Source organism: Ancylobacter mangrovi (assembly GCF_024752355.1).
Taxonomy (GTDB): Bacteria; Pseudomonadota; Alphaproteobacteria; order Rhizobiales; family Xanthobacteraceae; genus Ancylobacter; species Ancylobacter mangrovi.
Genome location: NZ_JANTHZ010000002.1, coordinates 530,493 through 544,031, shown reverse-complemented (window position 1 = coordinate 544,031; position 13,539 = coordinate 530,493). Strand labels below are relative to the sequence as shown.

Below are 13,539 nucleotides of genomic sequence, written 5' to 3'. Positions count from 1 at the left end.
GCCCTGTGTCAGGCCGCCGAGGGCATGGCGTCAAGCCCCGCCGGCGCCGGCCCGCCGGTCGCCCAGTCGATGAGCTCCACCGTGTGCACCACGGGGATCGTCGTGCCGCCGCCGATCTGCGTCATGCAGCCGATATTGCCGGCGGCGATGATCTGCGGCTTCGTGCGCTCGATATTGGCGACCTTGCGCTCCTTCAGCCGCTCGGCGATCTCCGGCTGCAGGATGTTGTAGGTGCCGGCCGAGCCGCAGCACAGATGCCCCTCCGCCGGCTCCAGCACGGTGAAGCCGACCTTCGCCAGCAGGCTCTTCGGCGCGGTGCGCACCTTCTGGCCGTGCTGCAGCGAGCAGGCCGAGTGGTAGGCGACGCGGATGCCGGCATCGATCACCGGCACCGGCAGCTCGCGCTCGGCGAGGAACTCGCTGACGTCCTTGGCCAGCGCCGACACCTTGGCCGCCCGCTCGGCATAGGCCGGGTCGGTGCGCAGCATGTGGCCGTAATCCTTGATGGTGGTGCCGCAGCCCGAGGTGGTGATGATGATGGCGTCGAGCCCCTCGCCCTCGATCTCGCGGCTCCAGGCGTCGACATTGGCGCGGGCATTGGCGAGCGCCAGCTCCTCCTTGCCCATATGGTGGGTCAGCGAGCCGCAGCAGCCGCCGCCGACCGGGCGCACGATCTCCACCCCCATGCGGGTGAGCAGGCGGATCGCCGCCTCGTCGATCGCCGGGCGCAGCACCGGCTGGGCGCAGCCGTCGAGCAGGGCGACGCGCGCGCGGCGCGGGCCGATGGCGGGAAAGCGCCGCTCGCCCTCGCTCGGCGAGCGGGTGGCGGGCCGCGCCGGGGCGAGCTTCAGCATCGCCTCGACCGGCTTCAGCCCCGGCAGCGCGCCGATCAGCCCGGCGAAGGGCCGCGCCAGCATCGCCCCCGCCAGAGACAGGCGGAACAGCCGCCGGCTCGGCAGCACGCGCGCCAGCAGCGCCCGCACCAGCCGGTCGGCGAGCGGGCGCTGATAGGTCTTCTCCACATGGTCGCGCCCATGGTCGATCAGGTGCATGTAGTGCACGCCCGAGGGGCAGGTCGTCATGCAGGAGAGGCAGGAGAGGCAGCGGTCGACATGCTTGGCGACCTCGGCCGTCGCCGGCCGGTCGTTCTCCAGCATGTCCTTGATCAGGTAGATGCGCCCGCGCGGGCTGTCGAGCTCGTCGCCCAGCAGCACATAGGTCGGGCAGGTGGCGGTGCAGAAGCCGCAGTGGACGCAGGCGCGCAGCACCTGCTCGGAGCGTGCGGTCTGCGGGTCGGCGAGCTGCGCCAGGGAGAAATTGGTCTGCATCGCTCACATCCCCGCATACATGCGGCCGGGGCTCAGCACCCGGCCCGGGTCGAAACCGTCCTTCATCCGCTTCACCAGCATGGCGGTGACCGGGTCGAGCGGCTGGAACACCTCCTCGGCCGCGCGGGTCGCGCGCGGCGCGCGCACCAGCGTGGCGTGGCCGCCGCCTGCCGCCGCAACCGCCCCGCGCACCAGCGCGGTGTGCGGCGCCCCGTCCGGCATCTCGATCCACACCAGCCCGCCGGCCCAGTCGTAAAAGCAGCGCGCGCTCGCCTGCGTCAGCGCCGCGCCGATGCCCGGCCCCGCCATCGGCGCCACCGAGACCCGCCACACCGCCGGCGCGCTCTCCGCGTCGCCCCCCTCGGGCAGCGCGAACGGCGCCACGTCGCGGACCGCCTGCCAGAAGGCGCGCGAATCGGCGGCTTCGAGATGGGCGAGGGTGCCGCTCGCGCGCAGCATCTCCTCCAGCTTGCCGCGCCGGTGCAGGATCGAGGGCAGCACGCCCTCCAGCCGCAGCGCGGTGACCGACTGCCCGCTGCCGGCGACGGCCGGGACCCGCGCGGCCACCTCGGCCGGCAGGTGGGCGGCGCCGGAGACGTCGTAATAGGAGCCGGTGGCCGCGCTCATGGCGCCGGCGGCGGCGCCCGCGTCGAGGCCGAGCACGAGCAGCGTCTCCACCGTCTCGGGCCGCGGCAGCACCTTGATGGTCAGCTCGGTGAAGGCGGCGAGCGTGCCGTGCGAGCCGGCGAGCCCGCGCGGCAAATCGTAGCCGGTGACGTTCTTCACCACCCGCCCGCCGGCCTTGAACGCCTCGCCGCGCCCGGAGACGGCGCGCAGCCCCAGCGCATGGTCGCGCGCCGCGCCCGCGCTCGGCCGGCGCGGTCCGGCGAGGTTGCAGGCCATCACCCCGCCGAGCGTGCCGAGCCCCGCCGGGCGGCCGAACAGCGGGCCGTAATCCATCGGCTCGAACGCCATCATCTGGCTGGAGGCGGCGATGGTGGCCTCGATCTCGGCGACCGGCGTGCCGGCCTTCGCGCTCAGCACCAGCTCCTCGGGCTCGTAGAGCGTGACCCCGGTCAGCCCCTTCAGCTCCAGTGTCAGGTCGGTCTGGATCGGGCGGCCGAGCCCGGCCTTGGAGCGCGAGCCGGCGACGTCGAGCGTGCGCGCCTGCGCCACCGCCCAGCGCACCGCCTCGACGATGTCGGCCTCGTCGCGCGGGCACAGGCGGTCGCCGGTACTGGCCTCGGTCATGTCTCGATCACTCCGCAAGCGCGGCGAGCCGCGCGGCATGTCTGTTGTGCTCGGCGACGACGGCCGGCAGGTCGATGGTGACGATCTCGCCATGCGCGACCACCGGGCGCCCGTGCACCACGGTGAAGGCGGCGCGGCCCGGCGTGCAGAACAGGGCGGCGGCGACCGGGTCGGCGAGGCCGCCGGCGAAGGCGACGTCGTCGAGCCGGAGCGCGAAGAAGTCGGCGCACCGGCCCGGCTCCAGCGCGCCGATGTCGGAGCGCCCCAGCACCGCGGCGCCGCCGAGCGTGGCGAGCTCCAGCGCCTGGCGGGCGCTCATCCATTCATGGTCGCGCGAGGGGTCGGCGGTGGAGAGCGTGGTGTCCGGCCCCTCGGGCGGGCGCAGCGCGATCTGCAGTCGCGCCAGCAGCATGGCCTGGCGCGCCTCGCCCAGCAGGTTATTGCCATCGTTCGAGGCCGAGCCGTCGACGCCGAGCCCGACCTTCACCCCGGCGCGGCGATATTTCATCACCGGCGCGATGCCGGAGGCGAGCCGCATGTTGGAGGACGGGCAGTGGCACACGCCCGCGCCGGTGGCGGCGAAGCAGCCGATCTCGTGGTCGTTCACATGCACGCCATGGGCGAACCAGACGTCGTCGCCGAGCCAGCCGAGCGCCTCCATATAGGCGACCGGCCGCTTGCCGAAGCGCTCCAGCGTGAAACGTTCCTCGTCGATCGTCTCGGCGAGATGGGTGTGGAGCCGCACTCCCTTCGCCCGCGCCAGCGCCGCGCTGTCGCGCATCAGCCCCGGCGTCACCGAGAAGGGCGAGCAGGGGGCGAGCGCGATCTGCAGCATCGCGCCGGGCGCGGCGTCGTGATAGGCGCCGATCACGCGTTCGCTGTCCTTGAGGATGTCGTCCTCGTCCTCGACGCACTCGTCCGGCGGCAGGCCGCCCTTGGACTGGCCGAGCGACATCGAGCCGCGCGAGACCATGAAGCGCATCCCGATCTCGCGCGCCGCGCCGATCTGGTCGTCGACCCTGCAGCCATTGCGGAACATATAGGCGTGGTCGAAGCAGGTGGTGCAGCCCGACAGAGCGAGCTCGGCGAGGCCGACCAGCGTCGCGGTGCGCGAGGCCTCGGGCGTGCGCGCCGCCCACAGCCGGTAATGCGCGGTGAGCCAGCGGAACAGGTTGATGTCCTGCGCCACCGGCAGGGCGCGGGTGAGCACCTGGTCGAGATGGTGGTGGGCGTTGACGAGGCCCGGCAGCACGACATGGCCGGAGAGGTCGATCACCTCGTCGGCGGTCGCGGGCAGGCTCTCGCCCGGGCCCACCTGCTCGATGATGCCGTCGCGCGCGAACAGCCCACCGCCCGCGATCTCGCGGCGGGTGCCGTCCATGGTGACGAGCACGGTGGCGTTGCGGGCGAGCAGCGTGGTCACGGGCGGGGCTCAGAACCTCGGAATGTCCGGGAAGGGCAGCTTGCCGGCGCTGACATGCATGCGCCCGAGCTCGGCGCAGCGGTGCAGCACCGGGAACACCTTGCCGGGGTTGAGCAGCGCATCGGGGTCGAAGACGCATTTGAGCCGCTGCTGGTGGGCGAGGTCGGTCTCGTCGAACATGGAGGGCATGAGGTCGCGCTTCTCCACGCCGACCCCGTGCTCGCCGGTGAGCACGCCGCCGACCTCGACGCACAGCAGCAGGATATCGGCGCCGAACGCCTCCGCCTTCTCCAGCTCGCCCGGCTGGTTGGCGTCGTAGCAGATCAGCGGGTGCAGGTTGCCGTCGCCGGCGTGGAAGACGTTGCCGCACTTCAGGCCGTACTTTTCGGACATCTCCTCCATGCGGGTGAGCACCTGCGGCAGCGCCTTGCGCGGGATGGTGCCGTCCATGCACAGATAGTCCGGCGAGATGCGCCCCACCGCCGGGAAAGCGGCCTTGCGCCCGGCCCAGAAGGCGACCCGCTCCTCCTCGCTGGTGGAGGCGCGCAGCGTCAGGCAGCCGAGCCCGCCGGCGATCTCGGCCACCCGCTCGATCAGGTGGTTCACCTCCGCCTCCGGCCCGTCCAGCTCGACGATCAGCAGCGCCTCGACGTCGAGCGGGTAGCCGACATTCACGAATGCCTCGGCGGCGTGGATCATCATCCGGTCCATCATCTCCATGCCGCCGGGGATGATGCCGGCCGCGATGATGGCGGCGACGCACGCCCCCGCCGCCTCGGAGGAGGGAAAGCCGACCAGCACCGCGCGCGCGGTCTCCGGCTTCTTCAGGATCCGCACCGTCACCTCGGTGACGACGCCGAGCAGCCCCTCCGAGCCGACCACCATGCCGAGCAGGTCGAGCCCGCCCGAATCGAGGTGCTTGCCGCCGATGCGCACGATCTCGCCGGTGATCAGCACCATCTCGACGCCGAGCACGTTGTTGGTCGTGAGCCCGTATTTCAGGCAGTGCACGCCGCCCGAATTCTCCCCGACATTGCCGCCGATGGTGCAGGCGATCTGTGAGGAGGGGTCGGGCGCGTAATAGAAGCCCTCATGGGCGACCGCGGTGGTGATGCCGAGATTGGTCACGCCCGGCTGGGCGACCACGGCGCGGTTGGCGAAGTCGATGTCGAGGATGCGGTTGAACTTGCCCATGCCGAGCAGGATGCCGTCCGCCAGCGGCAGCGCCCCGCCCGAGAGCGAGGTGCCGGCCCCGCGCGGCACGACGGGAAGGCCGTTCGCGTTGCAATAGGCCAGCACCTTCGAGACCTGCTCGGTGGTCGAGGGCAGCACCACGGCGAGCGGGAGCTGGCGGTAGGCGGTGACGCCGTCGCTCTCGAACGGCCGCATCTCGGTCTCGCTGTCGATCACGCCCTCGCCGGGCACTATGGTGCGCAGCGCGGCGATGATCTCGGTGCGGCGGGCGATCAGATCGGCCTTGGGTTCCGGCATGACGAGCCCGGACATGGCGCTTCCTCCGGCGCGTTCACAATGTGCTTTCGACCCATTCTAGGGAAAAGCGCCGCCGCCTTCCATGGTAAAAAAAACAGACCAACAGGAAGATTTCGGAGCCGAGCCGGCGCCTTAAGCCCGAAGGCCTGCCGCGAAGGCAGGTCGGGATGGGCTCTTGCGCCGGATCAAGGATGCGCGCCAGCTATGGTTTAAGCGTGCCCGGAGCCGGGCGGGGCTGCCGCCCGGCGCGCACGGGAACGAAGGACAGGAGGAGACGCCCCATGAACGACACGGTGCAACCGGACGCCGACGCGCTGCAGCGCATCCGGCTTCATCTCGCCCGCTCGAAGGAATTTCCCGGTGGCAGCGCGCGGCACGGCTACGAGTTCGTCGCCCCGCTCGACGCCGCCGGCCATATCGACCTCGAGGCGTGGAAGGACCTGCGCGAGCGCTGCACCGTGACCCGCTTCTGGGGCAATGACGAGCCCGAGCAGGGCCGGCTGGTGCGCCGCGCCGGCGGCGCCCATGGCGCGACCTGGGTGTTCGACTACGAGGAGGGGGAGAGCGAGGACGACGAGGCCGGCTACCGCTTCGGCGACCACGCCTTCGCGCCGGGCGAATATGTCTCGCTGCGCGACGAGGACGGGGTGATGCACACCTTCGTCGTGTTCTCGGTGCAGCCGGCCTGAACGGCCGGTGTCGTCAGCCGTCAGGCGGGATCGACACTGCCGGCGCCATCGCCGGCAAGACCGGCGAGATCCGCGACGTCCGGCAGCCTGCGGGCGCTCAGTTCGGCGTGCGCTGCACCGCCGGCACCGCGACCGAGGGGACCGGCGGGGCCGAGGCGGTCTCGGCGGTCGGCATGGGCGTCGGCATGGGCGGGTTCTTGGGCAGCGGCCGGCGGCGCGCCACCTGGCGCGGGCTCTTCACGATCATGGCGATGACCTTGGCGTGCAGGTCGGCCGCCTTGTCGATGGTGAAGTGGCTCAGCGAGGGCGTGCCGGTGAGGTCGATATTGTCGACCCGCGGGCCGGAGACCGGCTTGCCCGAGCCGCCGCCCTGATAATAGTTCACCACCTTGCCGATCTTGGCCGAGGCGACGGTGGGGGTGACGGGGTCGAAGGTGACCACCAGCGGCACCGGCACGCCGGCCGCGCTCACCTTGTTGCCCATATAGACCGCCGCGTCGGCGCCCAGCGAATGGCCGATGATGATCACCGGTGCGGGCCGGCGCCGCGAGCCGTTCTCCTTCGCTTCGGCGATCGCCTGGTCGGCGAGGGTCTTCCAGTCGACATAGGAGTGCACGCTGGCGTCGATGCCGCGCGCCTTCAGCTTCTCGGTCAGGTCGTCCATGCCGAGCGAGAAGATGTTCGCGAGACCGCGCAGCAGATAAACGCGTGGGGCGTTGGAGCTGCTCTTCGCGTAGGCCGGGCCGCCGAGGGCGACCGCGAAAGCCGCAAGCAGGCACAACGTCCAAAACCGCACACGCTTCATGTCACGAATCCCGAAAACAACCAATAAACTTCATGCATCCGCCACAACGACCAAGGCAAACGAAATTTGATTCGCTCCTGTTTCCTGTCGCGCATGATGCGAATACGCAACAGGCCAGGAAAGACTTGCCCCACCGGAAATGACAAGCCGGTTTTCCCGCCCCGTCCCTCCGGCTTAACCTCGCGCGACCGGGACCCTTGCCAGTCGTTGCTCATCATGCAACCGACTGGGGCGCCCATGGTTCCGCCGCATTGGTAGCGGGCGGCGGCGCACCGGCACGGAACCGGGCGCATCCGGTGGTGGGGCGATACGGGATGCCGGCGCGGGCCGGCCCCGCGAAAGGGAGCAGGACGCGTGGTCGAGACGAAGCCGCCGAGGAGCGAGACCAGCCCCGCCGGCGCGGCGGTGTTCCAGGATCATCCGCTGCGCGCGCCGGTGCTCGCCGAGCTGCATGCGCGCCCCTTCCTGCCGGTGGCGACGCCGGCGCGCATCCTGCACGTCGCCTTCCTGGTCGACCGCGAGCAGGCGGCCGCCGACCGCGCCGCCTTCGCCGGCCTGTGCGCGGCGCGCGGCCAGCCGGGGCCGGCGCGCGAGGCCAAGCAGCACCGCGTCGCCTTCGGCGGCGCCATCCTGCGCTGGGAGCGCCATGCCGAGTTCACCACCTATACCTGGGAGCTGCCGAGCGAGGACCTGATCGACGGCGGCCTGCCCTTCCATCCCGCCTCCGGGGCGCTGGTGGGCACGCTGGCTCAGCTTCCCCAGCCCGGCCCGCTGCTGGTGGCGGTCGACCTCCAGCTCGTCACCGACACCGCCGATTCGCTGGCGCTCGACCGGCTGTTCGACCGCTCCAGCCTCGCCCGCTCGGACGTCGAGGACGGCTTCGCCGAGATCGCCACCGACTTCCAGCCCGACCCGTCCGGCTTCGTGCGCATCCTGGTGCGCGACCGCGGCATGACGTCGGACGCCTCGGGCGCGCTGATCCAGCGGGTATTGGAGATCGAGACCTACCGCACGCTGGCGCTGCTCGGCCTGCCGGAGGCGCAGCGCCTCGCCCCCACCGTCGCCAAGATCGAGAACGAGCTCGGCGCCATCACCCGCGAGATGCGCGAGAGCGAGGGCCTGGTCGCCAATAACCGCTTGCTTGGCGCGCTGACCTCGCTCGCCGCCGAGCTCGAGGCGGACGCGGCGGCGGCGCTGTTCCGCTTCGGCGCCACCCGCGCCTATGAGGAGATCGTCACCCAGCGGCTGCAGGTCATCGGCGAGCGGCCGATCTCGGGCTACCCGACCTGGCAGCAGTTCCTGCTGCGCCGGCTGCAGCCGGCCATGCGCACCTGCCAGGCGATCGAGCAGCGCCAGGCCAACCTGTCGGTCAAGCTCACCAGCGCCGCCAACCTGCTGCGCACCCGGGTCGATGTCGAGCTGGAGCAGCAGAACCGCGACCTGCTGTCCTCGATGAACCGGCGCGCGCGCATGCAGCTGCGCCTGCAGCAGACGGTCGAGGGCCTGTCGGTGGCGGCCATCTCCTACTACGTGGTCAGCCTCGTGCATTATGTGCTGGAGGGCGTGCACCCGGCGCTGGAGGAGGCGGGGCTGCACGTCAATGTCGGCATCGCCACCGCGCTCGCCGTGCCGTTCGTGGCGCTGCTGATCTGGTCGGTGGTCCGCCGCATCCGCCGCGGCCACGCCGACGAGGGCTGAGGCAGGCCCGGCGGCCCGCACGACAAGAGCACGCAGCGCCGGCCCAGGCCGTACGGACTAATTGGATCGATCGATGGCGGATCGGGAACGGCGGTGCGCCCGCCGTCCCCCTTGCCCGCCGGAGCGTGCGCTACTGCGAGAAGCCGCCGGTCGAGGGCGCGGGCGCGCCGATCCACTGGTTCTGGCTGTCCTGCGCCGGGGCCGGGCTCGTGGCCGCCGGGGCGGTGCTCGCCGGGGCGGTGGTGCTCGGCGCCGAGACCGCCGGGGTCGGCGCGGCGGGCGCGGTGCGCGCGGGCGCGCTCTGCACCGGCGCGGGCGCGGCGCTCGCCGCGGGCTTGGGCGTGGCGGGCTTGGGCCGCGCGGGCTTCGGCCGGGTGGTGGTCTGGCGCGGCCGCGCGGGCTTGGCCTCCTTCGCCCCCTGCGGGTCGAAGCCGACATAGACCACATAGCGGTCGAGCGTCGCGGCGTCGGGGCGCGGGAAGTTCACGTCGTCGGCGAGGATGCTGAAATCGACCTGCAGCACGTTCTCGCCGATCTCGACCGGCACCGCGTAGAACTTGGTCCAGATCGACTTCGGCACCGGGCCTTCCTCGACCACGGCGAGGCGGATCGGCACGTCGACCTTGCCCGGGCCGCCCTTGGCGCCGAGCAGCACCCGGCCCTGGATGCCGATGCGCATGTTCATGTCGGGCGTGGTGAAGCGGCAGTCGCGGGCGAATTGGCCCAGCGTCGCCTGGTAGCGCAGCGCGCCGTCGGTGGGCTCGGTAACCTGCCAGGCGGCGGCGCCGCCGCGCACCTCGACCCGCGGGCAGGAGAAGTCGGAGTCCGCGCCGGCGCCGGGCGTGGTCGCCGCCACGGCCGCGGTGCCGCCCGCAGCGGGCGTCCCGGTGGCCGGCGTGCCCGCGGCGGGCGTTCCGGCCGCGGTGCTGGTGCCGTCCGGCCGCACCGTCGTCGTCTGCATGCTGGAGCCGAACAGGCCCTGCTGGTCGGCATTGCCGGTCCCGCCCGGGCCGACATCGCCCCCGCCGCCGCCTATCCCGTTGGCGCATCCCGCCAGCAGCAGCGCCAGCGCCGGAACGGCCATCAACAGCCGCCCGCGCGGCACCGCCGGCCTCGCTTCAGGGACCCGGTTCCGCAGCTTCTCAACACACATACGCATACTCCCCGCCTGACCCGGTCGCGCGGTCTTCCCCCATCCGCGCCCGGCCGGCTCTGTCGAGCTCCGCCTTCATGCGGAGGCACTTATAGCAGGCGATCGTGCGCTGGGAACATGCCCGCGCGCATCGCCCAAATCTTCGTCCATGTCGCCGACCAAGGTCCGCACCGACCTCCCGTCGCCTCGCCCGCGCTCAGCCGCCGTCGCCGGCGCTCACGCCGTCCGGGCGGCCGACCACGCTGAACAGCCAGGCCGGGTCGTTCCGGAACCGCGCCGCGACCCGCTTGATGTCATCGAGCGTCACTGCGCCGACGAGCTGGTTGCGCACGTCGATATAGTCGATGCCGAGATTGTCGATCTGGATCTGCAGCAGCTGCGCGGCCACCTTGGTCGAGGAATCGAAGCGCAGCGCGAAGGAGCCGATGAGGTAGCTCTTGGCATCCGCCAGCTCCTCCTCGGTGGGCCCTTCCTCCAGCAGCTTCAGCCACTCGCCCTTGATGATGTCGATGGTCTCGCCGGCGCGCTCGTTCTTGGTCGCCGTGCCGCCCAGGATTAGCGCCGCATGGTCGAGCGGGGCGAGGTGGCTGTAGACCGAATAGGCGAGGCCGCGCTTCTCGCGCACTTCGCGGAACAGGCGCGAGGAGAAGGCCGAGCCGCCCAGCATGTGGTTGAGCACGAAGGCGGGGATGAAGTCCGGGTCGTTGCGCTTCAGGCCGATGCCGCCGAACACCATCGAGGTCTGCGGCACGTCGAGCTCCTTGACCACCACCGTGCCGAGGCCCTGCGGGGTCACGTCCGGCACCGGGGTGAGCTCGGCCTTCGCCGGCAGCGCGCCGAACATGGCGTCGAGCGCCGGGGCGAGCGCCTCGGCCGTGATGTCGCCCACCACCGCGATCTTGAGGTTGTCGCGGGCGAGGTCGTGCGCGACGAAGCCCTTCAGGTCGGCGCGCGAAATGGTCGGCACGCTCTCCAGCGTGCCCATCACCGGCCGGCCATAGGGGTGGTTCGGGAAGGCGCGGGCCGACCAGCCCAGGCTCGCCAGCGTCGAGGGGTCGTTCAGCCGCCGGCGCAGCGCGGCGAGCTGGCCCTGGCGGATGCGCTCCACCGCCTCGTCGTCGAAGCGCGGCTCGGTGACGGCGAGGCGCATCAGCTCGAACGCCTCGCCGGCATTGTCGGAGAGGGTGCGCAGCGAGCCGGAGACCTGGTCGCGCGAGGCGTCGAAGCGCAGCTCGATCGCCTTCTCCGCCATCCGGTCCTGGAACGCCTGGGCGTCGAGCTCGCCCGCGCCCTCGTCGAGCAGCGAGGCGGCGAGATTGGCCACGCCCGGCTTGTCCGCGGGGTCCTGCGAGGCGCCGCCGATGAAGGCGACCTCCATCGCCACCAGGGGCAGCGTGGTGTCGTGGACGAGCCAGGCTTCTATGCCGCCCGGGCTGACGACGCGCTGGATGCGCGTGGTCTCGGACTGGGCGGGGGCGACGGGGAGCAGGGCGACGGTCATGATCACACTGGCGGCGAGGTGGAGGAGAGGGCGGATCGGGCCGCGGCGGGGTGGGCCGGAAGACGGTCTGCGCCGGGCCACGTTCATGAACGCTTCTCCGGGGCGCCGCTCCCGTTCGCGGGGTCGGCGGCCGGGTCGGCCGCGGCCGGCGCTGGCTCGCCCGCGGTGCCGGGGCTCGCGGCAGCGGGTTTCGCGGCGGTCGGGTTCGGCTTGGCCGGCAGCAGCTCGGTGGTGACCGAGCGCGCGGGCAGCAGGTAGCGCCGCGCCACGTCGCGCACCTCGTCGGCGGTCACGGTCTTCACCATGTCCGGCCAGCCCGAGACGTCGGCCGGGGTCGAGCCGGTGGCGAGCGCCGCGCCATAGATGCGCGCCAGCGTCGCCTGGTTGTCCTGGGCGTAGATCGCCTCGGCCACCAGCCGGGTCTTGGCGCGCTCCAGCTCCTCGGCGCCGGGGCCGTTGGCGGCGAGGTCGCCGATCACCGCGTCGAGCGCCTCTTCCAGCGCCTCCATGGTGACTTCCGGGCGCGGCGAGGCGGAGATGGCGAAGCGCGTCTCGTCGAGAGCCGTGCTCTGGTACCAGGAGCCGGCGCCGGCGGCGAGGCCCTTCTCGGCCACCAGCGTGCGGTAGAGCCGGCCGGTCGAGCCGCCGCCCAGCACCTGCGCCAGCACGTCGAGCGCCACGCTCTCCTGCTTGTCGTTGCGATAGGAGGGCACGAGATAGGCGCGCGAGAGGTTGGGCTGGCCGACGCGCGGGTCGGCGAGCGTCAGGCGGCGCGCGGCGCGCGGGGGCGGCTCCTGCGGGCGCACCCGCTCGGCGGTCTGCGCGCGCGGCTGCACCTTGCCATAGGTCTCCTCGGCGAGCTTCTTCACCTCGTCCGGCTCGACGTCGCCCGCCACCACGAGGATGGCGTTGTTGGGCGTGTAGAAGCGCTTGTAGAAGGCGAGCGCGTCCTCGCGGTTCAGCTTCTGGATCTCGTCTTCCCAGCCGATGATCGGGTGGGCGTAGGGGTGGTTGACGAACATCGCCGCCTGCGCGGCCTCGGAGAGCTGCGCGGCCGGGTCGTTGTCGGTGCGCATGCGCCGCTCCTCCAGCACCACGTCGCGCTCGGGCAGCACCACCTCGTCGGTGAGCACCAGCCCGGTCATGCGGTCGGCCTCGAAGGCCATCACCGTGCCGAGATGCTCCTTGGCCACGCGCTGGAAATAGGCGGTGTAGTCCTGCGAGGTGAAGGCGTTCTCCTGGCCGCCGAGCTTGGCGACCACCTGCGAGAACTCGCCGGCGGGATGCTCGGCCGTGCCCTTGAACATCAGGTGCTCGAGGAAATGGGCGATGCCGGACTTGCCGGGCTGCTCGTCGGCCGAGCCCACCCGGTACCACACCATGTGGGTGACGACCGGGGCGCGATGGTCGGGCACCACCACCACCTGCAGGCCGTTGTCGAGGGTGAACTCGGCGGCTTCGGAGCCGCTGGCGCGGTTCGAGGCGAGGGACGCGGCGATCAGCATCACGGCGGACATCAGCTTTCCAGTCGACAGGGTTCGAGATGGCATTCCGGTCACAATATCCGTATCGAGGCCATGATATAGGCTCGCGGGCGGGCTTCAGCCATAGCCGGCATCGGCCTCGGATGACGCAAGCCGCCCGGCGGCCCGGACGGCGCCGGAGGGAATCGCGCCGGCAGGGGCCTTGAAACGGGCGCCCCACGGGCCGGAGCGGTCGCGGCCGGGCGTCGTGCAGAAGGGCGGAACGTCGCGCGGAACGGGGGGCTCCGCGAGACGGGCGTCGGTCGGCGCGGGGAACGCCGCGCGAAGGGGCGGCCGGATCGCCGCCGCGTGGCGCGAGCGGCGCGCAGCTCTCGCGCGAGAGTCTGCCACAGATCATGGCCACGCGATGTCGCGCCGGATCACTCCCCTGTGAGGTGCGCCGCGCGCGCCCTTGATTCCGCGACGTCGGGAGCCGGCCGGGACACGGTCCCGGAGGCCGTCGGGCCTGCGAAATGGCGATCCCGCGAGTCCCGGTCCGCAAAGCCATCGCCGGTGAAAGCCTAGTCCCGGGAAGCTCGGCCGGTGAAGCCTCAAGCCGGCGTGGACAACCCGACGACACGCCGGCCTCGGAAAGCGCGGGCCGGCAGTACCGACCCTTGCCGGTAAGCCCGCCGGGCACGGCCTGCCGCGCCGGGTAACGCCCGCCGCGCGCGTCA

The 13,539-nt window shown here is 71.9% G+C and carries 10 protein-coding genes; 2 read left to right on the top strand and 8 right to left on the bottom strand.

The window, feature by feature from the left end; all coding sequences use genetic code 11:
- Positions 1 to 8: 8 nt before the first annotated feature.
- From glcF to NVS89_RS07845, 4 genes are read right to left on the bottom strand one after another with little or no spacing between them, the layout of a single operon-like run.
- The gene (gene glcF / locus NVS89_RS07860) at positions 9 to 1,328 is read right to left on the bottom strand and encodes a glycolate oxidase subunit GlcF (protein WP_258732050.1); all 1,320 of its coding nucleotides are present in this window, start codon (positions 1,326 to 1,328) and stop codon (positions 9 to 11) included.
- Between the two features lie 3 nt (positions 1,329 to 1,331).
- On the bottom strand, positions 1,332 to 2,579 hold the full coding sequence (locus tag NVS89_RS07855; protein WP_258732049.1) for an FAD-binding protein: 1,248 nt from the start codon (positions 2,577 to 2,579) through the stop codon (positions 1,332 to 1,334).
- Positions 2,580 to 2,586: 7 nt separating this feature from the next.
- A complete protein-coding gene (locus tag NVS89_RS07850; protein ID WP_258732048.1) occupies positions 2,587 to 4,002 on the bottom strand; it encodes an 8-oxoguanine deaminase in 1,416 nt (471 codons plus the stop codon).
- 9 nt (positions 4,003 to 4,011) lie between these two features.
- The gene (locus NVS89_RS07845; protein WP_258732047.1) at positions 4,012 to 5,508 is read right to left on the bottom strand and encodes an FAD-linked oxidase C-terminal domain-containing protein; all 1,497 of its coding nucleotides are present in this window, start codon (positions 5,506 to 5,508) and stop codon (positions 4,012 to 4,014) included.
- A 266-nt stretch (positions 5,509 to 5,774) separates the two neighbouring features.
- On the opposite strand from NVS89_RS07845, the gene NVS89_RS07840 reads away from it, so the two are divergent.
- Entirely contained in the window at positions 5,775 to 6,182 is a 408-nt protein-coding gene (locus tag NVS89_RS07840) for a hypothetical protein (RefSeq protein ID WP_258732046.1), read from the top strand.
- Positions 6,183 to 6,279: 97 nt separating this feature from the next.
- Here the strand turns inward: NVS89_RS07840 and NVS89_RS07835 are convergent, their stop codons facing one another.
- On the bottom strand, positions 6,280 to 6,987 hold the full coding sequence (locus NVS89_RS07835) for an alpha/beta hydrolase family protein (RefSeq protein WP_258732045.1): 708 nt from the start codon (positions 6,985 to 6,987) through the stop codon (positions 6,280 to 6,282).
- A 354-nt stretch (positions 6,988 to 7,341) separates the two neighbouring features.
- On the opposite strand from NVS89_RS07835, the gene NVS89_RS07830 reads away from it, so the two are divergent.
- Positions 7,342 to 8,685, top strand: coding sequence for a DUF3422 family protein (locus NVS89_RS07830; RefSeq protein ID WP_374114539.1), 1,344 nt, complete (start codon positions 7,342 to 7,344; stop codon positions 8,683 to 8,685).
- Positions 8,686 to 8,815: 130 nt separating this feature from the next.
- Here NVS89_RS07830 and NVS89_RS07825 read toward each other — a convergent pair whose 3' ends face one another.
- The 3 genes from NVS89_RS07825 to NVS89_RS07815 all read right to left on the bottom strand — a co-directional run bounded on the left by NVS89_RS07825 (position 8,816) and on the right by NVS89_RS07815 (position 12,856).
- On the bottom strand, positions 8,816 to 9,769 hold the full coding sequence (locus NVS89_RS07825; RefSeq protein ID WP_258732044.1) for a hypothetical protein: 954 nt from the start codon (positions 9,767 to 9,769) through the stop codon (positions 8,816 to 8,818).
- Between the two features lie 265 nt (positions 9,770 to 10,034).
- The gene (locus NVS89_RS07820; protein ID WP_258732043.1) at positions 10,035 to 11,339 is read right to left on the bottom strand and encodes a M16 family metallopeptidase; all 1,305 of its coding nucleotides are present in this window, start codon (positions 11,337 to 11,339) and stop codon (positions 10,035 to 10,037) included.
- An 83-nt stretch (positions 11,340 to 11,422) separates the two neighbouring features.
- Entirely contained in the window at positions 11,423 to 12,856 is a 1,434-nt protein-coding gene (locus NVS89_RS07815) for a M16 family metallopeptidase (RefSeq protein ID WP_258732042.1), read from the bottom strand.
- Positions 12,857 to 13,539: the final 683 nt, after the last annotated feature.